At 66.5% G+C, this 21,646-nt stretch carries 16 protein-coding genes and 1 pseudogene; 3 read left to right on the forward strand and 14 right to left on the reverse strand.

Annotated features, from left to right (window positions below; genetic code table 11):
- From V7P99_RS07630 to V7P99_RS07660, 7 genes and pseudogenes are all read right to left on the reverse strand, one after another.
- A pseudogene (locus V7P99_RS07630) lies at positions 1–95 on the reverse strand (F0F1 ATP synthase subunit C); the annotation flags it as partial.
- A 93-nt stretch (positions 96–188) separates the two neighbouring features.
- A complete protein-coding gene (locus V7P99_RS07635; protein ID WP_333794205.1) occupies positions 189–905 on the reverse strand; it encodes a F0F1 ATP synthase subunit A in 717 nt (238 codons plus the stop codon).
- Positions 906–965: 60 nt separating this feature from the next.
- The gene (locus tag V7P99_RS07640) at positions 966–1,379 is read right to left on the reverse strand and encodes an AtpZ/AtpI family protein (RefSeq protein WP_333794206.1); all 414 of its coding nucleotides are present in this window, start codon (positions 1,377–1,379) and stop codon (positions 966–968) included.
- A gap of 273 nt (positions 1,380–1,652) precedes the next feature.
- Positions 1,653–5,111 (reverse strand): chromosome segregation protein SMC, encoded by a 3,459-nt coding sequence (gene smc, locus V7P99_RS07645; protein ID WP_333794207.1) that lies wholly within the window; start codon positions 5,109–5,111, stop codon positions 1,653–1,655.
- A 205-nt stretch (positions 5,112–5,316) separates the two neighbouring features.
- Positions 5,317–6,126, reverse strand: coding sequence for a DsbA family protein (locus V7P99_RS07650; protein WP_333794208.1), 810 nt, complete (start codon positions 6,124–6,126; stop codon positions 5,317–5,319).
- A gap of 47 nt (positions 6,127–6,173) precedes the next feature.
- A complete protein-coding gene (locus V7P99_RS07655) occupies positions 6,174–6,851 on the reverse strand; it encodes a DsbA family protein (protein ID WP_333794209.1) in 678 nt (225 codons plus the stop codon).
- Between the two features lie 146 nt (positions 6,852–6,997).
- The gene (locus V7P99_RS07660; RefSeq protein ID WP_333794210.1) at positions 6,998–7,663 is read right to left on the reverse strand and encodes a DUF721 domain-containing protein; all 666 of its coding nucleotides are present in this window, start codon (positions 7,661–7,663) and stop codon (positions 6,998–7,000) included.
- Positions 7,664–7,752: 89 nt separating this feature from the next.
- Between V7P99_RS07660 and mutY the strand changes: the two genes are divergently transcribed.
- Positions 7,753–8,871: an A/G-specific adenine glycosylase gene (gene mutY / locus V7P99_RS07665; RefSeq protein ID WP_333794211.1), complete on the forward strand. Its 1,119-nt coding sequence runs from the start codon at positions 7,753–7,755 to the stop codon at positions 8,869–8,871.
- 42 nt (positions 8,872–8,913) lie between these two features.
- Here mutY and V7P99_RS07670 read toward each other — a convergent pair whose 3' ends face one another.
- The 4 genes from V7P99_RS07670 to V7P99_RS07685 all read right to left on the reverse strand — a co-directional run bounded on the left by V7P99_RS07670 (position 8,914) and on the right by V7P99_RS07685 (position 13,459).
- Positions 8,914–9,552: an outer membrane protein gene (locus tag V7P99_RS07670; protein ID WP_333794212.1), complete on the reverse strand. Its 639-nt coding sequence runs from the start codon at positions 9,550–9,552 to the stop codon at positions 8,914–8,916.
- Positions 9,553–9,743: 191 nt separating this feature from the next.
- Positions 9,744–10,829, reverse strand: a complete 1,086-nt coding sequence (locus V7P99_RS07675) for a site-specific DNA-methyltransferase (RefSeq protein ID WP_333794213.1) — start codon at positions 10,827–10,829, stop codon at positions 9,744–9,746.
- Positions 10,830–11,194: 365 nt separating this feature from the next.
- Positions 11,195–12,118 (reverse strand): lysophospholipid acyltransferase family protein, encoded by a 924-nt coding sequence (locus V7P99_RS07680; RefSeq protein ID WP_333794214.1) that lies wholly within the window; start codon positions 12,116–12,118, stop codon positions 11,195–11,197.
- A gap of 69 nt (positions 12,119–12,187) precedes the next feature.
- Positions 12,188–13,459 carry a UbiH/UbiF family hydroxylase gene (locus V7P99_RS07685; RefSeq protein ID WP_333794215.1) on the reverse strand — a complete coding sequence of 424 codons (1,272 nt, stop codon included), beginning with the start codon at positions 13,457–13,459 and terminating at the stop codon, positions 12,188–12,190.
- Positions 13,460–13,838: 379 nt separating this feature from the next.
- On the opposite strand from V7P99_RS07685, the gene V7P99_RS07690 reads away from it, so the two are divergent.
- On the forward strand, positions 13,839–15,170 hold the full coding sequence (locus tag V7P99_RS07690) for a porin (RefSeq protein ID WP_333794216.1): 1,332 nt from the start codon (positions 13,839–13,841) through the stop codon (positions 15,168–15,170).
- Between the two features lie 346 nt (positions 15,171–15,516).
- Here the strand turns inward: V7P99_RS07690 and V7P99_RS07695 are convergent, their stop codons facing one another.
- The 3 genes from V7P99_RS07695 to putA form a co-directional block, all read right to left on the reverse strand.
- Positions 15,517–16,209: a DnaJ domain-containing protein gene (locus V7P99_RS07695; protein WP_333794217.1), complete on the reverse strand. Its 693-nt coding sequence runs from the start codon at positions 16,207–16,209 to the stop codon at positions 15,517–15,519.
- 334 nt (positions 16,210–16,543) lie between these two features.
- The gene (locus V7P99_RS07700; protein ID WP_333794218.1) at positions 16,544–17,308 is read right to left on the reverse strand and encodes a VWA domain-containing protein; all 765 of its coding nucleotides are present in this window, start codon (positions 17,306–17,308) and stop codon (positions 16,544–16,546) included.
- Between the two features lie 81 nt (positions 17,309–17,389).
- Positions 17,390–20,596: a bifunctional proline dehydrogenase/L-glutamate gamma-semialdehyde dehydrogenase PutA gene (putA, locus tag V7P99_RS07705; RefSeq protein ID WP_333794219.1), complete on the reverse strand. Its 3,207-nt coding sequence runs from the start codon at positions 20,594–20,596 to the stop codon at positions 17,390–17,392.
- 190 nt (positions 20,597–20,786) lie between these two features.
- Here putA and panC point away from each other — a divergent pair, with 190 nt between their 5' ends.
- A complete protein-coding gene (gene panC / locus V7P99_RS07710) occupies positions 20,787–21,635 on the forward strand; it encodes a pantoate--beta-alanine ligase (protein ID WP_333794259.1) in 849 nt (282 codons plus the stop codon).
- Positions 21,636–21,646 lie beyond the last annotated feature (11 nt).

A 21,646-nucleotide genomic window follows, 5' to 3' on the forward strand; every position in this document is an offset into this window, starting at 1 on the left:
TAGTTGCCGAAGATGTTGCCGATGCCGATGCCGGCGCCGATGAGCGCGAAGCAGGCGAGGCCGGCGCCGATGAACTTTGCTGCCTGGGGATCCATGAGTGTCTCCTAGTTTTTCAAGTGGCTCAGAACTGAATACGGCGCACTCTCACCCGGTCTACCGTTCTTGGCGGATGGGCTCGAGGACGATTTCTAGTTGTGCATATGAACCGCGTCGTTGAGGTAGATGCAGGTCAGAACCGTGAAGATGAACGCCTGCAGAAGCGCGACGAGGACTTCGAGGCCGGTGAAGGCCGCGGTGAACAGAACCGGGAACGCCTTGGCCACGAACGGAAGGCTCACGGCGAAGCTGGCGAAGACCTTCAGCATCGTGTGGCCCGCCATCATGTTGGCGAACAGACGCACCGAAAGGCTAACCGGACGAATGAGATAAGAAACAAGCTCGATCGGCACGATGAGGGGCATCAGCCACATGGGCACGCCCGCCGGCACGAAGAGCTTGAGATAGCCGAAGCCATGACGCGCAAAGCCGATCAGCGTCGCCATGATCCACACCATGGCGGCGAGCGCGAACGTGACGATGATATGGCTCGTGACCGTGAAGGAGCCCGGGATCAACCCCAGCAGATTGAGCACCAGGATGAACACGAAGATCGTGAAGATCCACGGGAAATAGCGCATCCCCTCTTCGCCGAGGCTCTCGCGCACGAGATTGGCGATGAACTCGTAGAGGCTTTCCGCAACGGACTGCATGCGCCCGGGAACCAGCGCGCGGCCCGACATAGCGTAGATCAGGAAGCCGGAGATGAGGGCCACCGCCAGCACCATGAACAGCGAGGCGTTGGTGAAGGATACGTCAAAGCCGAAGAGCTCGAGCGGAACGATACGCTCGATCTCGAATTGATGCATGGGTCCGTGGGACTCTGCCGCGTGCCCTGCCACTTCCGCTGCTCCAGCCACCTTCGCCCCCTACGTCACGTCGTCTTCATCGTCCACAACCGCTTTCGCGCTCCGCTGCAGGGGTTCTGCCTCTGCTTGGAGGCGCCGGGCCGTGCGCACGATGTTCAGGAGGCCGGCCGCGAAGCCGAGCATCAGGAACACGATCATCAGCCACGGCGCGGTTCCGAACTGATCGTCCAGCACCTTGCCGATGAACCCGCCCACGGCAATGCCGACGACGAGTTCGACGGCGATTTTCATCGCCTGTCCCATGGCCGCGCCCCGCACGCGCACATCCGGTCCGGAAGGCTCCCTGGCCCGGGCTACGCCGCGGACCTTGTCGAGCCGTGCTCCCAAATCGGACGCGCGTTTGCGGAATGCCTCGCGGTCTTCGGGAGAAAGCTCGCCGCGTGCCGGATTTTCGTCATCGCTCGACGCCGACATGGCTTCCCCTACCCGAACCAGACCTACAGGCTGAAACGGCCGGAATACTAACGGCGCGCACCATACCCGGAGGCTTCGCGGTGTCAAGCAAAGGCCACATTTTTGCAAGCTCCGCGAGGGTATGGCGAAACCGCGCAGGCTGGAAAACCTCTGTCACCAGGGAAGGATCCGAAACAGGAGTATAGACGCGAGCACCCGTGTCCAACGGCTCTCCCGGAGACTTGGGCTGCATACCGGGCGCCTGGCGGGGAGAGCCTCGAGTCACGCGGCCTCTCAGCCCGCCTCGCGGAAGGACTTGGCGGTCTCGAGGTCGACGGAGACGAGTTGGGAGACGCCCTTCTCCGCCATGGTGACGCCGAACAGCCGGTTCATGCGCATCATCGTCATCGGATGATGCGTGATCACGAGGAAGCGCGTCGCCGTCTCCTCCGCCATCTTCTCCATCAGCGTGCAGAAACGATCGACGTTGGCATCATCGAGCGGCGCATCTACCTCGTCCAGCACACAAATCGGCGAGGGATTGGTGAGGAACACCGCGAAGATCAGCGACAGCGCCGTCAGCGTCTGCTCGCCGCCGGACAGCAGCGAGAGTGTGACCGGCTTCTTGCCGGGAGGCTTGGCGATGATCTCAAGGCCCGATTCGAGCGGATCCTCGCCCGCGATCATCTCGAGGCGGGCCTCGCCACCGCCGAACAGCGTCGTGAACAGGCGCTGGAAGTGACCGTTGACGATGTCGAACGCCTCATCGAGCCGCTTCTTACCCTCGCGGTTCAGCTGCCCGATGGCGCCGCGCAGCTTGGCGATGGCCTGCTCCACGTCCTCGCGCTCGGTCTCCATGCCGCTCATCTGCTCGAGAAGCGCGTTCAGTTCATCGTCGGCCTGCAGGTTAACGCCGCCCAAGCGCTCGCGATCGGCCTTGAGCCGCTGTAGGGCGCGATCGGCGTCGGCAAGGGAAGGAATCTCATCGGCGGAGGTCAGGCCGGCGAGGGCAAGGCACTCGTCGGGGCTCGCGTTCAGCGCCTCGCGGATGCGGCGCGCCTCCTCCTGGCGGCGGGTGCGGGCGCCTTCAAGGCGCGTCTCGATGCGCACGCGGGATTCGCGCGCAGAGACCACCGCGGCCTGCGCCTCGCGCAGGGCCTGGCTGGCGGCGCGCAGCGCGGTGTCGGCGCGCGCGAGATCGTCAGCGGCGGCGTTGCGCGCCGCCTCGGCATCGGTGAGCGCGCCGAGGAGACTCTGGCGGCGGTCCTCAAGGGCCGGGATCACCTCTTCCAGGGCCGCGACGTCGCTCTTGGCCTTGGCCAGGCGCTCCTCGAGGGCGGCGATGTGGTGGGCCGCGCTCTCGCTGCGCGTGACCCACCGGCCGCGCTCGGCGGCAATGTGCTCTGAGCGGCGCTTCCGGGCTTCGCGCTCGCGCTGATGCGTGGCAACGCGCGCCTGGGCGACGGCCAGTGCCGTGCGCCGGTCCTGGGCCGCCTTCTGCACCTCGGGAAGGCGGGCGGCGGGATCCTCCTCGGCGTCAAGGCGCGCCAGCTCGTCCTCGATATGGTCGAGGCCGGCCTGAGCCTCGCGGCGGTCGGCCTCGGCACGCTCGCGCGCTTCCGCGACGGAGGCGAGCCTGGCTTCCGTCTCTCGGGCCTGGCGCTCGATGGTGGCCAGCGCATCGCGCGTGGCGGCGAGATTGGCTTGCGTGTCGCGCCAGAGGGCGCGCAGGCGCTTTTCCTCGGCGGCGGCGGCCGTGTGCGCGGCGGTCGCCTCCTGATCGAGAGCCGTGAGGCGCTGCACCTCCTCGCGCTGGACCTTCTCGCGCTCGAACATATCGGCGAGACGGTTGCGCTCGGCGAGGCGCTGAGCGGCGGGCGTCATGCCTCCGGCGACGGCGATGAAGCCATCCCACCGCCAAAGGTCGCCCTCACGGCTGACGAGGCGCTGGCCCTGCTTCAGATGGGGCTGAAGCCCGGCGCCCAGCTCGCGTGGCACGACGCCGATCTGGCGCAGGCCGCGCAACAGCTCGGGCGGCGCGCCGACGTGCAAGCTCAAGGGCTCGGCGTCGGCAGGGAGCGGCGCATCCTCAGGGCTCACCTCGATGGTGCGCCAGCGTACGGGCGCATCCTCATGGGTCGGCGCGTCGAGATCGTCGCCGAGGGCGGCGACGAGGGCCGCTTCGTAGCCTGGCGCCACGCGAAGCTGCTCGACGACCGGCGGCATGCCGTCCTCGTAAGCCGGCATTACGAGCTTCGACAGCGTCTCGCGCTCGGTGACGAGCTTCGAGAGCGCCATGCGGGCCGTCTGGGCCTCGTCGCTCGCGAGGCGCGCCGCCTCGGTGAGATCGCCAAGCCTGGCTTCAGCATCGAGCGTCGCCGCCTCGATGGCGGAGATCTCGCGCGCGAGCGTCTGGCCCTTCTCGGTGATGGCGGCGAGCTTGAGCGAATCGGGGGCGCCGGCCGCAGCCGCTTGCGCGTCGCGCTCGAGGGCGGCGAGCTTTTCGTCGATGCGCCTGATCATGCCATGGCGCTCGGCTTCGGCCGTCTCGAGCGATTTGCGGCGTGCCCGGGATTCGGCGGCGCGCTCCGTGACGATCGCCAGCTCCTTCTCGGCTTCCTCCAGAACGGCGGCCGCGTCCTCCTCGGCCGCGTGGATGTGATCCTCGGCGGCGTCAGCCTCGGCTTCGGCCGCCTCCAGAGCCTCGGTCTCGACATCGAAGCCCGCGAGAATCTCCTTGGCCTCGGAGATCTGGCGCGCCTCGCGGGCGATGTCCTTCTCGAGCTCGCCCGCGAGCTTCACGAGCTCCTGGCGCCGTTCGCTGCACCGCTCGGCCTCTTTGGCGAGGCCTTCGGTCTCGATGCGGATGCGGGCGAGAGCTGCGGCGCGCTCGGTCTCGCTGTCGCGCAGCGGCTGGATCGTCTCGGCAAGCTCCGCTTCCTCGCGCAGAGCCTTTGCCTCGTGCTCCGTGGCATGTCCGAGCGCGGCGAGCGTTTCGGCGAAGTTGCGCTCCTCGGTCTCGACGAGGGCCTTGGCCTCCATCCAGGAAAGGTGGGCGAGAAGCGCTTCGGCGCGGTGGATCTCCCCGGAGAGATCCTTGTAGCGACGGGCCTGGCGCGCCTGGCGCTTGAGGCTCTCGATCTGGCTTCCGAGCTGGCCCATGATGTCGGCCAAGCGGGCAAGATTGCTCTCAGCACCCCTGAGGCGCAGCTCCGCTTCATGGCGGCGGCTGTGAAGGCCCGCGATGCCGGCGGCGTCCTCCAGCACGCGGCGGCGCTGCTCGGGCTTGGCGTTGACGATCTCCGCGATCTGTCCCTGGCGGACGAGCGCCGGGGAGCGGGCGCCCGTCGCCGCGTCCTCGAACAGGATCTTGACGTCGCGGGCGCGTGCCTCGCGGCCATTGATGCGGTAGGCGGATCCCGCCTCGCGCTCGATGCGCCGCGTGATCTCGATCTGGTCGCTGTCGTTCCATTCCGTCGGCGCCTGGCGCGCCGAGTTGTCGAGGAAGATCGTCACCTCGGCGACGTTGCGCGCGGGCCGCGTGGTGGTGCCGGAGAAGATCACATCATCCATGGCGGATGCGCGCATGGACTTGTGTGAGGTCTCGCCCATGACCCAGCGGATCGCTTCCAGCAGGTTGGACTTGCCGCAACCGTTGGGACCGACGACTCCCGTGAGGCCCGACTCGACCACAAGATCGGTCGGCTCGACGAAGGACTTGAAACCAAGAAGCCTCAAGCGGCTGATCTTCATGTCGTGCGTCTATCCTCAACACGTTTCGAGCGGCTCGCGCGGCGCTTCCCTCCCCGGCCCCGGGCAAGGGGCTCTCCGCTTTCATCACTCCTATGTGGGACGGCTCCTCATACGAGACGGTCATATAAGGCGGCGCGCAGCGATCGCAGGATCACCCTTGTCGCCGACTGCGCGCCCGGCTCCGGACTCGGGGGCCAGAAGCCCTCTAAGGTGCGACGGACGCTGCCCGCGGCGATGAGAGCAGCGGATCGACCATTTCGCGAATATCGCTCATGGCGAGCGTCTTCTTCACGAGCTTGCCTTGAACGAAGAAATTAGGCGTTCCGATGATGCCGAGCGTGCGTCCGCGATCCTTGACCCATTTCAAGCCGTCGATCATGGCCTGATTCTTAAGGCAGGAATCGAACTGGGGCCGGGTCATCCCCACCTGCTTTGCCACAGCATAGATGGGATCCAGGCGTACCTCCTGGGACACCCAGGCGGCCTGCTGCTCCATGAATTTTCCGTAGAGCTCGAAATACTTGTCCGGCGGCGCGCAGCGGAGCGCGATGGTGGCGTTGCCGGACTGCTTGCCGATCGGGAACTCGCGCATGATGAAGCGCACCTTGCCGGTATCGATATAGGCGCGCTTGAACTCGGGGAACGTCTCGCGATGGAAGACACGGCAATGAGGGCACGTGAGCGACGCGTACTGCACGATGGTGACGGGGGCCAGGGGCGAGCCCAGCGTCATCTCGGAGAGCGAGCCGGTCTCCATGACGTCCGCAACCGTGGGATCGGCGATCACCTGGCGGCCGCCACGGCTCGAATCCGGCATGGCATCGAACGGGTTGAAAGCCGTGCCGCCAGCGCTGGCCTCTCCCGGCGCGTCGGGAAATGCGCTGCCCGCGGAGGCTGCATCTGCAGATGTGGCCGCGCCAGCCGCCGAGAGATTCGGCAGGCCGGAGGGATCGCTGCCGGAGCAGCCGCAGAGAGCAAGACCGAGGGCCAGAGCCGCGGACAGGCCCCGCAGCATCCTAGCGGATGCCTCAGGCCTTCCGGTCTCCGTTTGCGGCCGCTCGGTCATCCCTGGCTCAGAAGAGGGTCGATCACCTTCTCGAACTCCTCCATCACGGGAGCCGCCTGAAGCCGCTTGCCGTTGATGAAGAAGCTCGGCGTGGCATTGACGCCGAACGTCTCGCTTGCCCGCGTGTGGACGGCTGTCAGCTCATCGAGCAGCTTCTGATCGGTCAGGCACTTGTCGAAGCTCTCTTGCGTGAAGCCTGCCTGCTTGGCGATCTCGAACAGCTTGGGCGTCGGGTTATCCTTCACGAAGGCCCAGTCCTCCTGCCTTTCGAAGAGCGCATCGATGAGGGCGAATGACTTCTCAGGCGAGCCGGCGCAGCGGGCCAGCATGGAGGCGGCGAAAGCGCGGGCATCCAGCGGGAACTCGCGGAAGATGTAACGCACCTTGCCGGTGTCGATGTACTTCTTCTTGAATTCCGGGAAGATCTTCGTCTGGAAGACCATGCAGTGGCCGCACGTCATCGAAGCGTATTCGACGACAGTCACCTTCGCATCCTCCGGACCCATGGTCAGCTCCGGCAGGCCGCTCGGCTTCAACAGCTCGTCGAGAGGGATCTCGGTGGGACCTTGCCGGCGCTGCGCAAAGGCCGGCGCCGAACCCGTGAGCGCCAGCCCGGTGAAGAGGGCTCCGGCCACCAGGGCCTGTCGGCGGTCGAGCTGGCTCGTCTCGTTCATTCGTTCCACTCCTGGTTCGGCGCGCGTTTACTTGGCGCGGTCCCTTTGCGTCCGGCTGATAGCACGGGGCCAGCCTCCGATTAAGGCAAATCCAGGCTGAACGCCAATTGAATGCCCCGCCATCCTGTGGACCGGGCCCAACCGGATCAGGCCGGGCGGCTCCGGCGGCGCACACCCTGCTCGAGGCGAGCGAGAGCGGCAAGGAGGGCCTCGTCGGACGTGGGCGCAGGCGTACCCGCGGCTTCCTTGGGAGAAAAGGTCAGTGGCGGGTGGCTTGCCGTACGCTGAGTGGCCGCCCGCCCGGCCATCCGAGCCAGATCCTCACGCGCCCCCGGGCCTGCCGTTCCCCCAGCCGAGGCCATGGGAGCCTGCACCAGGCGTATGGCCTCGACGGCGCGATAGCCAAAGTAGCTGTTGATGCGCTCCATGATCTGCCGCGTCCGATACTCGACGTCGAGCGCCCTTGCGGGATCGACGCGCAGGATCAGCGTGGCGCCGCGGCGTTCTCCCTCGTCCTCGAAGCCAGCCTCAAGCCGGCGCGGCCATCTGAGCTTGTCGGGCACGGTATAATCGGCCAGCTCCGCGCCGGCGATGCGCGCCCAATCGGTGACCAACGTCGCGGTGGAGAAACCGAACTTTTCGAACGCCTTGCGGGTGAGCTGCGGCACAAAGCTACCGACGGTCTTGACGGGCACGAAACGGGCCGTTGGAGGCGCCGCGAACGGCGCATGGGCGCGCGGCAGAACGAGATGCCGGCGCGCCGGGTGCGGCAGCGGCGTTTTACGAACGATTTCTGTGCGTTTCAGCGTCACGCAGCCTCGCTGTCATAGGCAGGGGTGTTGCATCTCCCTAGCATGAGGGATGTGATTCGCGTCGTCTTCGAACGGAGAGCGGGACTTCGATGGGGGACACGGCAAGAACTGTTGCGCGCAAGCAACTGCCGCTGCGGCCGGCGGGGCCGGATACCGTGGCGGCGCTGCTCGACTGGTACGATCGCGAGCGGCGCGACCTGCCCTGGCGCGCACGGCGCGGCCGGCGGGCGGACGCCTATAAGGTCTGGCTCAGCGAGATCATGCTGCAGCAGACAACGGTCAAGGCGGTCATCCCCTATTACGAGCGCTTCCTCGCGCGCTGGCCGACCGTCGGCGCGCTCGCCGCGGCGGATCTCGAGGAGGTGCTCTCGGCGTGGGCCGGGCTCGGCTATTACTCGCGTGCGCGCAATCTCCATAAGTGCGCGCAGATTGTCGTTTCGGAGCATGGCGGGCGGTTTCCGCGCACCGAAGCCGAGCTCGGGCGCCTGCCGGGCATCGGCCCCTATACCGCGGCCGCCATCGCCGCTATCGCGTTCGGCGAACCCGCGACGCCGGTCGATGGCAACATCGAGCGGGTCGTGGCGCGGCTGTTTGCCTGCCAGCGCCCGCTTCCCGGCGCCAAGCGCGAGATCAAACGGCTGGCCGCAACGCTTACGCCGGCGCGGCGCCCAGGCGATTTCGCTCAGGCGATGATGGATCTCGGCGCCGCCGTGTGCTCACCGAAACGGCCGTCATGCCTTGTGTGCCCGCTGCAGCAGGATTGCCACGCCCATGCGCTCGGCATCGCGGAACAGCTTCCCGTCAAGCCGGTGAAGCCGGATAGGCCGGTGCGCTATGGCTTCGCATTCCTGGCGCTCAGCGAGGACGGGCAGGTGCTGCTGCGCAAACGTCCCGAAGCAGGTCTGCTCGGCGGCATGCTGGAGGTTCCGTCAACCGAATGGGGCGACGACTGGATGCCGGTGGACCAGGCGCTGGTGGCGCAGCCCGTGCGCGCCGACTGGTGGCCTGTGCCGGGCGCCGTCAGCCACACGTTCACGCACTTCCGTCTCGAGCTTCAATTGTTCCGCGCCATCGTGCCGACGGATGTGAGCCTCACGTTCTGGGCGAGCCCGGAACGGTGCCGATGGGTTCCGCGGCACGATCTTCAGAGCGCGGCGCTGCCGTCCGTCATGAAGAAGGCGATCGCGCATGCGTTGCGCGAACATTGAGGATGCCCGCGCAAGGTTTTCAGGCTGCTGCTCCGAGATGCATCAAAAGCCGTAGCTCACGCCCCCGCGTACGGAATGGATGGTGAGGTCGTCCGCGCGATGCTCATACACAAGCGCGGACACGGTGCTCCCGAAATCGATGTACTGGTACTCGGCGCGCGCGCGCCATCCGCCCCACAGCGCGTGCTCGTAGCCGCCCCCGACCGTCCATCCTACGAGATCGTTGGATACGGAATTGCCCAGCGAGAGATCCTTTTTGTCCAGCTCGCTAAACGCGACGCCGCCGGTCGCGTAGATCAAGGACCGGCCGCTTGCGAAGCCAAGGCGCCCCCGGATGGTGGCGAGATGGTCGATCTCAATCGCATTTACCAGACCCGCGAACTGGCTGTCGTCTCCCTTGAGCGACGCCCAGCTGAAATCACCCTCGATGCCGAACGCCAACGCGCCGTGCTGCCAAAGATGCCCCACATGCAGGCCACCGGATACGCTGTCATAGGAGATGTCTCCATCGGCCTCCCAAGGCGTCATGTTACGCCAGGAGTTTCCGGTCTCGCCCCGGGATTTGCCGAGATGAGCGCCGACGTAAAAGCCGCTCCAGTCATGGGGATCGGCGAGCGCCCTATCGGCAGCCGATTGCGTTAGCGCGAAAATGAGCAGGCTGGATGCGAAGAGCGTCCGCATGACGTCTCCTCCCTCGAGTTGGGCTGAACACGCGACGCAGAACATGATGTTTTTTAACGAGCCAATAGACCATCGGCCGTGAGGGTCTAATGAATGATTAATACTGATGATTATCTGGGATTGCCGGGAGGCCGGCATGAAAAGGGGCGCATGATGCGCCCCGTTCCATCAGGATCTCAGCAGATGGGCTGTCATTCCGCGGCGATGAGCGGCGTGACCTGCTTGCTGGAGAGGCCAAGCTCCGCCTTGGCGCGCTCGCGCAGCTTGTCGATCGGATGCAGCACGCCACCGCGCTCGTAGTGCCAGAACGTCCAGCCGTTGCACGCCGACTTTCCCTGCACGGCGGCGCCCAAGCGGTGGATCGAGCCGCGGCTGCCAGGCACCGCGAGGGTGCCGTCGGCCTTCACCTCGGCCTTGATGCTGCGCCGCTCGTCGTAAAGGGGCGCGCCAGGACGCAGGATGCCCAACTCGACAAGCGTCCCGAAGGGAACACGCGGCTCGGCCCGCTTCGAAGGCTGCGTCTCGAGCGCCGAGCCCGAGAGCGGCTTCACCTTAGCGATGCGCTCCTCTGCGGCCTTGACGTAATCCGGATCGCGCTCGATCCCGATCCAGTTGCGGCCAAGACGCTGTGCAACGGCCCCCGTCGTGCCGGTTCCGAAGAATGGGTCGAGCACGGTGTCGCCGGGGTTCGTCGTGCCCAGCAGAACGCGGTGGAGCAGCGCTTCCGGCTTCTGCGTCGGGTGCGCCTTGCGGCCGCCATCGTCCTTCAGGCGCTCGGGCCCCGAGCAGATCGGGAACAGCCAGTCGGAGCGCATCTGAAGATCGTCGTTGGACGCCTTCAGGCTCTCATAGTTGAACGTGTAGCGGGACTTCTGGTCGCGCGCGGCCCAGATCAGCGTCTCGTGGGCATTGGTGAAGCGGCGGCCGCGGAAGTTCGGCATTGGGTTCACCTTGCGCCAGATGACGTCGTTCAGGATCCAGAAGCCCTGGTCCTGGAGCGCCGCGCCGAGGCGGAAGACGTTGTGATAGGAGCCGATCACCCAGAGCGCGCCATCGGGCTTCAGCACGCGGTGGCATTCGGCGAGCCAGCCGCGCGTGAAACGGTCGTACTCCTCGAAGGATGAGAACTTGTCCCAGGCATCGTCCACGCCGTCGACACGCGTGTTGTTGGGGCGAAGAAGCTCGGTCGAGAGCTGCAAGTTGTAGGGGGGATCCGCGAAGACGAGATCGACGCTTCGATCCGGCAGCCGGCGGAGCTCGTCGATGCAGTCTCCCACCAGGATCCGATTTCGGGGCAGAGACCCATCTCTGACCACGCGGCGGCGACTTCCCGCAGCCGTACCCGCACCACGACGCATACCCATTCGACGCAACTCACCGAGAAAAACCTGAGACGGCAGGAGCCACCGGAAGAACCAGCGCGACCAGAAAGCAATCCCGCAGTTAACAGTATGTAAACGGGGGATCTTAATTTCCGATTAAAGCAAGTGCGAAAGGCGGACCTTTGAGGCCATGGAGGGAAGACTCCCACGCGTTTGGGGCGGGGCAAAGGCGGGCCGGTTGGCATGAGGGCACGCTGTAGGCTTTCCGTCCCATGTTCCGTCAGCACGCGGCACGACGGATCAGCCACTCCCGCGAAGCATCAGCTCCAGCGGCGGTTGCTCCACATCCACTGCTCGGGGGCTTCGCGCACCCACTCCTCAAACTGCTTTTGCATCTCCGCCATGATCCAGCGGACATCCTCGCCGACATTGCGGGTGCGGGGCACGCGCAATTCCTTGATCTCGATCTCGAAGCGGCTCGACGTGCCGACGCGCTTACAGCACGACATCCAGATGCGGCTGCCGACGCGGCGCGCGATCATGGCGCCGATGGCCTGCGTCTTGGCGTCCTGGCCAAAGAACGGCACCGGAAGGCCCGTGCGGTCATAGAGATCGCACACGAGCCCGAGCCGGCCGCCCCGGCGTACGAAATCGGTCAGAATGCGCGCTGTCTTCTGGTCATCGCCGTGCTCGCCCTCGACCCTGCCCCGCCCGAAGAGGCCGCCCGGATAGAGGTCGCGGCGCTGCCATCGGAGATAACGGTCGATGTAGGGATTATTGACAGAACGGTAGACCGCGGCCGGATTGGCCTGCGCCTCAATGAAGGGCCAGATAGCGAGCTCCCAGTTGCCGAGATGCAGGGAGACACCGATGGCCGGGCCGAGCTTGTTCTTGTAACGCCCGAAAAGGCGATCCGACACGATGCGGATGCGTGAGGGATCCTGGATCAGCCGGTCGATCTGCATGGTCTCGGCCATGACGCGGCCGAGGTTTTCCCAGTGAGCCATGCAGATCTCGAGCCGCTCGGCCTCCGATTTCTCCGGGAAGGCGATGGCGAGGTTGGCAAGCGCGCGGGCGTGACGCTTGGGATTGAGCTTCGGCGCGAGCCTGCGCCAGGCGCGGGCCGAGAGCGCCGTCGCCGTCTCGAGCGGCAGAAGCCGGACGAGTCCGGCAATGGCGCGCAGGAGCCCATATTCAATGCGGAATTGGAGATCGCGGACGAAGCTAATGCGAGGAGCGGACATCACGTTCCTGGAAGAGGGCACGAGGGAGCGGGTTGCGTCGGGTGCCGATGCCAATTGCGGCGCGCCCCGTCAAGCGGCGTTGCCCTTACGCCCCGCCCTGGCCCGCTCAGCAAGAAGACGCGCACCATCGGGCATCAGCAATGCGGGCACGTCGCTGGACGGCTGCAGGCCCTCCTGCACGGCGAGGCGGCGCAAGGGGCCGAAAGACTTGAGCGCTACGAGGCCAAGTCCGCGGGCCAGATGCACGGGCAAAAAGCCGGACAGGAGCGAACGGTTGAGCACGTCCACTGTCGCAACGCGGGCGGCCACGTCGGGGCGGCGGCGGCGGCTGTAGGCATCTAGCGTCTCGGCACCGCCCGGATCATGCCCTTCCGCCAAAGCCGCAGCGACGCAATCGGCGAGCGTGGCGGCATCGCGCAAGCCGAGGTTCAGGCCCTGCGCACCGATGGGAGGGATGACGTGTCCCGCCTCGCCGACCAGGGCCACGCGGCTCCGGCCAAATGTCTCGGCCGTAAGCCCCGAGAGCGGAAACATGGCCCGCGAACCGATTTCCCCGATTCCGCCGAGCAGTCCCTGCAGCCGCTCTTCAAGCGTACGTCGGAACGCTACTTCATCGAGTGCGAGGAGACGGCGCGCTTCCTCCGGGCGCTCGACCCAGACGAGGCTCGAGCAGAGCCCTGGCAAAGGCACAGTCGTAAAGGGGCCGGCGGGGCGATGGAACTCCGTCGAAATGCCATGGTGCGGCCGCCCATGGTGGAACGTGGCGATGAGCGCCGCCTGCTCGTAGCGCCAGGATCGTGTGCCAATTCCGGCCGCGGCCCGGCAGATCGAGTTCCGGCCGTCCGCGCCGACGACGAGGCGCGCTTCGAACTCGGCCTCCTCTTGGCTTGTGAGCCTTGCGGCCGTGTTGCCGATCTCGACCTTTGCGATACCCGCCGTCTCATGCAGGCTGACCCGACTTTCAGGCGCGGCAGCGGCAGCGCGGAGCGCCGCGACGAGGCGGTCGTTCGGCACATTCCAGCCGAACGCATCTCGCCCCACCTCGGAGGCGGTGAAAACCACCTCGGGCGCGCGCAGGAGACCGCCTGTGTCATCGACGATACGAATCGCCTCGATCGGCGCGCTGTCGGGCGCGAGTGCCTCCCATGCACCTACGTTCTTGAGCAGCTCGATGGAGCCGGCGAACAGCGCCGCCGTGCGTGTATCCGACGCCAGCCCCAAGGGGCGGTGCGGCGGAGCGGCGAGCACGACATCGAGACCTGCTCGTCCGAGCGCAAGGGCAGACGCAATGCCGGCTGGCCCGCCGCCAACGACGGCGGCCGTGAATTTTTGGGGCTTCATAGCACCTCACAATTGCGGGCCGAGATTCGCATATCGGCGCCGTTCCGGCAACGAACGCCGGACTTCCATTCAAAAGACCCACAATGTGAGTATTGCGCCTGTCATAATGTCATAAAAGCTTCATGAAAACCAAGTTGATCGGCCGACATCTCAATATTCGTTGCGGCTTTATCACGGGGAATGCATAGCAAAACTGTCATAGAGTGTTTTCGATATTTACCGCCGAAACGTCTCTCGCTTATCTCGCGGCGTCCACGGCGGGGGCGGCCTGATCGACCGGGCTTCTCGGGACCGTTGAGTGGGGAGTCAACACTGAGGCTCGTGCCGTTGCGTGGCGGAGCGAAAGCGAGAGGAACTCGGCATGTTTGGGGGTTTTCGGATGTCGGTAGGACGGCTGGCGCTGCTTGCGGCGTCGGGTGTTCTGCTAAGTGGAAGTTTATCGGCCCAGGCCGCCGATCTCGGAGGCGACTGCTGTGCGGATCTCGAAGAGCGCATTGCGGAGCTCGAGGCCACCACGGCGCGGAAGGGCAACCGCAAGGTGAAGCTCGAGGTTTCGGGCCAGGTCAACGAAGCCGTGCTCTTCTGGGACGACGGCGTGGAATCGAACGTCGGCGTCTATACGAACGACGCATCGCGCACGCGCTTCCGCTTCAAGGGCGAGGCCAAGATCAACGACGAGTGGAAGGCTGGCTACCTGCTCGAGGTCGGCGTTCGCAGCGCCAATTCGAAGCGCTTCAATCAGGACAACCCGACCGGGCCGGCCGACAGCCTCGGTTTCGACCTACGCCACTCGACCTGGTACATTGACAGCAGGCGGCTCGGCCGCGTGTGGGTCGGCCTGACGGGCGGTGCCGCCGAGAGCATCACCGAGATCAACGTCGCCGGTACGGGTGACGTCGCCAAGTACTCGGACGTCGAGGACATGGGTGGCGATCTCATCCTGCTCCGTCCCGATGGCTCGCGGTCGGGCAACTCCATTCGTCGCTTGATCCGCAACGGCAGCGGCAACCAGCCCGGCGAGGGCCGTCGTTACGACCTCGTTCGCTACGATACCCCGGAACTGTTCGGCTTTATCGGCACCGCGAGTTGGGGCGCCGATGACACCTGGGAGATCGGGCTGCGCTACAAGGGCGAGTTTGCCGGCCTCAAGATGGCGGCGGGCATCGCCTATGGCGAATCGAGCGACGAGACCACCAGCGGCATGGGCTTCGAGTGTCACTCGACGAGCCTGGCCTCTGCTACGGTGCCGAAGGCGGGTTGCAGCCAGCTCGGCGGCTCGGTGAGTGCCATGCACGTGGCGACTGGCCTCTACGTGAATTTCGCCGCCGGTTACTCGGAGGATGACCAGATCAAGTTCACCCACGATCTCGGTGCCGATGCTGACGATCGCCATGAGTTCTGGGCCCTCGAAGCCGGCATCCAGCAGACGTGGACGTCGCTGGGCAAGACCACGATCTTCGGCCAGTACTACAGCCACGATGGCGGTGCCACCTTCCGCACCCTCAGTGATGGGGTCGGTCCTGCCGCCGAGATCGCCAGCTCGAACCTCGACGTCTACTCGATCGGCGTGATGCAGGATATCGACGCTGCAGCCATGAAGCTTTACGCAATCTATCGCAACGTTGAAGCCGACGCGACGAATGCCGATGGCGTGAAGGTGGACTTCAAGGACATCGATATGTTCATGACCGGCGCAGTCATAAAGTTCTAAGCGTCTTCTACCTTCTCCCGATCGGATTGACGCTCTGAACTCGGGATGCGAGCCCTCCGGCTCGCATCCCGAACGTTTTCGGAATTCAAAAGCCGCCGCGGTTTATAACAAACGCGGAACGGCTTTTTTTTATTGAGCGTAGATGTTGCTGCAGCGCTCACGGGATTCGGACCACGCTGAAACGCGGATCCCTCTTCATCATGGCAAAATCACGCTCCGCATGGACGTGGGCAGGGCCGGGAGGCCTGACAATAGATGGCCTGGAATCCCCCCTCCTAGCCTCCCCCACAAGGGGGGAGGAATGAGCGCCGTGAGCCACTCCGAGGGCATCAGTGCCGTCCACGCGCTAGCGCCGGTCGAGCAGCACGTCCTTGGCCTCGTTGACCTGTGCCGCCAGATAGGTGGAGCCGCCGCGGTCGGGATGCAGCTTCAGCATCAGATCACGGTGCGCGCGGCGGATCTCCTCATCGCTGGCGCCGGGAGTGAGACCGAGGATGTCGTAGGCCTCCTCGGGTGTCATGCGGCCGTCGCCGTCGCGCATCTCGCGCTCGCCGCGGGAGACGTCGTCGCGCCACGAAGGATGGATGTGGTCGAGATAGGCTTCGAGCAACTGCGCCGATTGCGGGTCGATGAAGCGGCAGTCATGCCAGAGGAGCGCCACCTCCGCGGGCTTCAGAGAATCGAGATCGCGGCCGGCGAACATGCCCTTGAGCACTCGCCCCGACATGACGCCGCTATCGTGATCCAGCTCCATCGCAAGATGCTCGGTGGTGACAGTCGAGCTTTGGCCGGGAGACTTGCGCGAGGGCCGGGCCGCAGACATGCCGCCCCAGCCGAGCAGCCAGGCGCCCAGCATGCCAAGCAGCGTCGCCGGTCCACTCGCCCCGCGCAGAAGAAAGACGGCCGCCGCCGCAAGCGCGAGCGCGCCGCCGGCCAAGCGGACTTGGCGAGCCATGGCAGCCGGGTTGGCACGCGTGAAGCCCGAGATCAGAAACAGGGCCAGCACCAGTGCGGCGAGACCAAGGATAAAAAACTGCATCAGCGCGTCACTCTCTGATCCCGTTACAGTCCGGCTGCCGCTGCCTCACTCGCCACAGGGCGCATGCGCGGACACTTGCGTGGGTTCCGGCCTTCGGAATGACGGAGATCTCGCGGCAACCGGCCCACGAGGAAACGTCATTCTGGCGGCCCTGGCGGAGGCAAGCGTCGCATGGACGGCCGGGATCCGTACGAGCCGTGCCAAATGCGAGCGGAAGGCCCACCACAAACCGCTATGCCGGAAACTGCGAAACGAAGATAGCGATCAAAGCCGGCATTCGTGCCCACACACTCACGCTCACGTTTACGAAGCAGTCGGAACAGCCATCGTAGGCTCAGCGGCGCATCTGGCCAAGAAGACGCTTGGCCCCTGCCCCGCCCGGCTTCGGGAGCAGCGCCTCGAGCGCCTTGCGCCCGCCGGCCGCATAGACGGCCACCGCGGTCAGAAGCTCGCGCAGCTCGGCCGCGGAGCCCGGCCCGAAGCGGCAGTGCGCACCCTTGGTCAGGCGCGCGATCTCCTTGAAGGCGCGGGCCGCGTTCGGATCGTCGCCCTCCTGGAAAAGAAACGCAGGCACTCCGAGCAACGCCAGCTCTCCGGCGCGCCCTGCAAGCTCGTCAATCGGTTCCTCGACCGCGTCTCCCACATAAACAAGTGCGCTGATTTTCTCCTTCTCCGCCTCGCGGCGTGCGTGCGACAGGACCTTGCCGATCTGCGTAAAGCCGCCGTGGCAGGCGACCTGACGCATGAGGGCGGCGAGCGCATCGGCGTTCCTCACCCACTTGGAGGCCCGTGCCTCGCCCGCGCCGCGGAAGTACATGAGCTGCACCTCCAGCGAGCCGATCTCCTTTACGGCGCGGAACATCTCGGATTGCAGCGCCAGTGCCATGTCCCACGTCGGCGCACGGCTCATGGTGGCGTCCATGGCGAACAGCAGGCGGCCGCGGGCGACTCCCGTGACGGGGGCCAGCGCCTTTATCCTGGCGAGGAAGTCGGCGACCTCGGCGCTTGACGAAGCCGCCGCCGGCGTACGGCCGGAGCGCGTTCCTGCGGCCGGCGTTTTCGCCTTTTCGATCTCATCGGTCTTGGTCTTGCGGGCCATCGGTCTCCTCCACGCCTAACATGGCGCGCGGAGGCGGTGGCGGCAACGTCCTGAGAGCGGGCGGCAGGAGCGATCCCGCACTCAGTCCGCGCCGGGCATGCCTTCGGTCAGGAGCGCAACATTGCCGCCGGTCGCTGTGATATCGGCCGTGCGCACGCGCTCGGTCGCGAAGCGCGCGAGATAATTCGGACCGCCCGCCTTGGGGCCGGTGCCCGACAGGCCCTCGCCGCCGAAGGGCTGCACGCCCGGCACGGCGCCGATCTGGTTTCGATTGACGTAGAGGTTGCCGACGCGTGCGTGCTCGGCGACGTAGTCCGCCACGTAGCCCACGCGGCTGTGCACGCCGAGCGTCAGGCCGTAACCCGTGGCGTTGATTGCCTCCACCACCTTCGGCAGATGGCCGCCCGCGAAGCGAACGACATGCAGGATGGGGCCGAACACCTCCCGCTCGAGCACGCCGATGCGGTCGATCTCGTAGCAGGCCGGTGTCACGTAGGTTCCGGCGCGGCAGTGGGCCGGAAGCCTGAGGTCGATCAGCTCGCGCGCCTCGCGCTGCATACGGACCTTGTGCGCCTCGAGCGCATCCTGGGCCGCCTCGTCGATCACCGGGCCGATGTCGGTCGCATAATCGAACGGATCGCCGATATCGAGCGTCTCGATGGCGCCGGTGAGCATGCGCAGGGTGCGCGTCGCGATCTCCTCCTGCACGAAGAGAACGCGCAGGGCGGAGCAGCGCTGGCCCGCGCTGTCGAAAGCCGAGCGCACGGCATCGCGCACCACCTGCTCGGGCAGCGCACTGCTATCGGCGATCATGGCGTTGAGACCGCCGGTCTCAGCGATCAGCGGCACCATGTCAGCGCGGCGGTCGGCCAGCGCCTTCTGGATGGACCAGGCCGCTTCGTTGCCGCCGGTGAAAGCCACGCCCTTGACCTTCGGCGACTTGACGAGCGCTGCGCCGACGGCGCCAGGGCCCGGCAGAAGATGCAGCACATCGGCCGGCACGCCGGCCTGGTGCAGGAGGCGCACCGCGAGCATGGCCGTTATCGGCGTCTGCTCCGCGGGTTTGGCGAGCACCGGGTTCCCCGCGGCAAGGGCGGCCGCAATCTGCCCGACGAAGATGGCGAGCGGGAAGTTCCACGGCGCGATGCAGGCGAACGGCCCGCGCCCGCGCAGGTCGAGCGTGTTGGTCTCGCCAGTCGGCCCCTTGAGGAAAACGGGCGCGCTCATCAGACGGCGCGCCTCGACAGCGTAATAGCGGAGGAGATCCGCCGCCTCGCGCACCTCGGCGAGCGCCGCAGGCAGCGTCTTGCCGGATTCGCGCACGAGCACGGCCATCAGCCGGGCGCGATCCTGCTCCACGAGGTCGGCCGCGAAGTCCAGGATCCTGGCGCGCGCGGGGCCACCGAGCCTGTCCCAGCCGTGGGCGGCGCGCTCGGCACTCAGGATGGCGGCATCGACCTCGCGGGGCGTCGCGATACGGACCGTGCCGAGCCGCTCGTGGCGGTCATGCGGGCAGAAAACGAGCGCCGCCTGCGGCCCGCCCATAGTTTCCGTGCCGTCCACGATCGGACCCGCATCGAACGGCTGCGTTCGGATCGCCTCGTCCATGCGGGCGATCAGAGCTGCCCGCTCGGTGCGGTCCGTCAGCGCGACGCCGGATGAGTTCTTGCGCTCCGGCCAGAAGATGTCGCGCGGGCGAGGCAGCGGCCGCACGGCGGGGGGTGCGTCGCGCTCGCGCTCGGCCGCCTCGACGGGATCGCGGACGATCTGCGCGACGGGTGCTTCATCATCGGCCAGGCGGTTGACGAACGACGTGTTGGCCCCGTTCTCGAGCAGGCGGCGCACGAGATAGGACAAGAGATCCTCGTGCTCGCCGACCGGCGCATAGATGCGGCAGGGGCGGTGCATCTTGCCGGGCGCCGAGACCTCCTCGTAGAGCGCCTCCCCCATCCCATGCAGGCGCTGGAACTCGAACGCGATGTCTCCGGAGGCGACGATGGCGGAGGCGATCGTGTGTGCGTTGTGGGTTGCGATCTGCGGATAGAAGGCGCGCGCGTCCGAGAGGATGAGGCGCATGCACGCGAGATACGAAACATCCGTGTGGAGCTTGCGCGTCAGCACCGGATAATCGGCGAGACCCCGCTCCTGCGCCCATTTGATCTCGCTATCCCAGTAAGCGCCTTTCACAAGACGCAGCGGGATGCGCTTACCACCCTCTTCGGCGAGGCGGCGCAGCCAGCGGATCGTCGGGATGGCGCGCTTGCCGTAGGCCTGCACCGCGATGCCGAGGCCGGTCCAGTGCTCGAGCGCGGGATCCAGATAGGCGCGGGCGAAGAGGTCCAGCAGGAGATCGTGCCGGTCCTGCTCCTCCGCATCGAGCGTCACGGCGAGGCCCCGCGCCTCAGCCGCGCGCAGGAGTTCGAGAAGGCGCGGATAAAGCTCGACCGCGAGGCGGTCCTCCTTGCCGGGCTCATAGCGCGAATGGAGTGCCGAGAGCTTGACCGAGATGCTCGGGCGGGCAAGCAGCGAATCCGGATGCGACAGAGGGTTCGGGCCAGCGGCTTGGCCCACCGCTTCGACGGCGGCCATGTAGCGCTCGAAGTAGCGGTGTGCGTCCTTCTCCGTCTTCGCCGCCTCGCCCAGCATGTCGTACGAGAAGCGGAAGCCGCGCGCTTCATAAGGCGCCGAGCGGGCTATGGCATCTCGGATCGAGCGCCCGAGCACGAACTGGTCGCCAAGTAGGCGGACGGCCTGGCGCACGGCCTGGCGGATGAAGGGCTCGCCCGAGCGGGCCGCGAGGCGCTTCAGCGCATTCCACGGATTGGCGCCGCGCGTCTCGCCGAGCTTGACCAGCCGCCCCGTGAGCATCAGCCCCCAGGTGGACGCGTTGACCAGCAGGCTGTCGGAATGGCCGCGATGGCGCTCCCACTGGCCGCCCGCGATCTTCTCGGCGATGAAACGGTCCGCCGTCTCGGCATCGGGAATGCGCAGCAGAGCCTCGGCGAGGCACATCAGAATGACGCCTTCCTCGCTCGAGAGACCATACTCGTGCATGAAGGCATCGATGCCGCCCTGGCTCGCGCGACTGACGCGGACCGTCTCGACAAGCTTGCGGGCAAGCTCCGCCGTGCGCCGACGCTCCTCGTCCGTAATGACGGCGCGCTCGATGAGGCCGCCGACCAGGCGCGTCTCGTCGGCCAGATGATGTGCGGCGATCTCGTCACGCGGGGGCAGCCCGCGCACGCCCGCCCCGGTGCGGGCGATCTCGGAATTACTCAGCGCAACCATGCCGTTCCCTTTTCTCGACGGGAGCAGAGCTGATTCTCCGGGCGTTTGCACCGTAGCATAGGGCGCGGGGCTGCACATGGGCCTCGCAACGGCTTCGCGCCGCCAGGCCGGAAGGACGCGGGCAGCGAGCCGGCGCACCCCTCTTGACGCCGGCGGCAGCGCTGCCTCACTTGCCGCGCAATCCTTCAACATGGTCATCGATTGCGAAAGACGAGGGCGGCGCGTGGAGATCGTTCGGACAATCAGCGAGTTGCGGGCCGCGATCGGGACCTGGCGGGCGGCGGGAGAGACGATCTCGCTGGTGCCCACCATGGGCGCGCTGCACGCTGGGCATATCGCACTCATCGGCGCCGCCCTCGGGACGACCGACCGCGTCGCGGTGTCGATCTTCGTCAACCCCACGCAGTTCGCCCCGAATGAAGATCTCGCGCGCTACCCTCGCGACGAGACCGGCGACATCGCGAAACTCGCGGGGGCCGGAGCGCATCTCGTCTGGGCGCCCCCGGTTTCGGAAATCTACCCGGACGGATTTGCGACACGGATCGTGCCGGGAGGGGCGGCGCTGCCGCTCGAGGGCGTCTATCGACCGGACCATTTCGGCGGCGTGGCGACGATTGTCTGCAAGCTCCTGGCGGCGGCGACGCCGCATGTGGCGCTCTTTGGCGAGAAGGACTTCCAGCAGCTTGCCGTCATCCGGCAGATGGTGCGCGATCTGGCGCTGCCGGTCGCCATCCAGGGTGTGCCAACCGTACGGGAAGAGGACGGCCTCGCCCTCTCCTCGCGCAACGCCTACCTCAGCGACGACGAGCGCTATGTCGCGCCTATGCTCTACAAGGCGATCTGCGAGGTGGCGCGCGGGCGCGATCCGCACGAAGCGGCGGAGGCGCTGATCACGGCCGGCTTCACGAAGGTCGACTACCTTGAGGTCCGCGATGCAGAGACGCTGGAGCCATTCGAGCCCGCGTCGGGGCGGGCCGGGCGCGTGCTGGCCGCCGCATGGCTTGGAAAAACGCGGCTGATCGACAACGTCGCGTGCTGACGCTCTTGGAA

It is taken from the genome of Hyphomicrobium sp. (genome assembly GCF_036780825.1).
GTDB lineage: Bacteria > Pseudomonadota > Alphaproteobacteria > Rhizobiales > Hyphomicrobiaceae > Hyphomicrobium_C.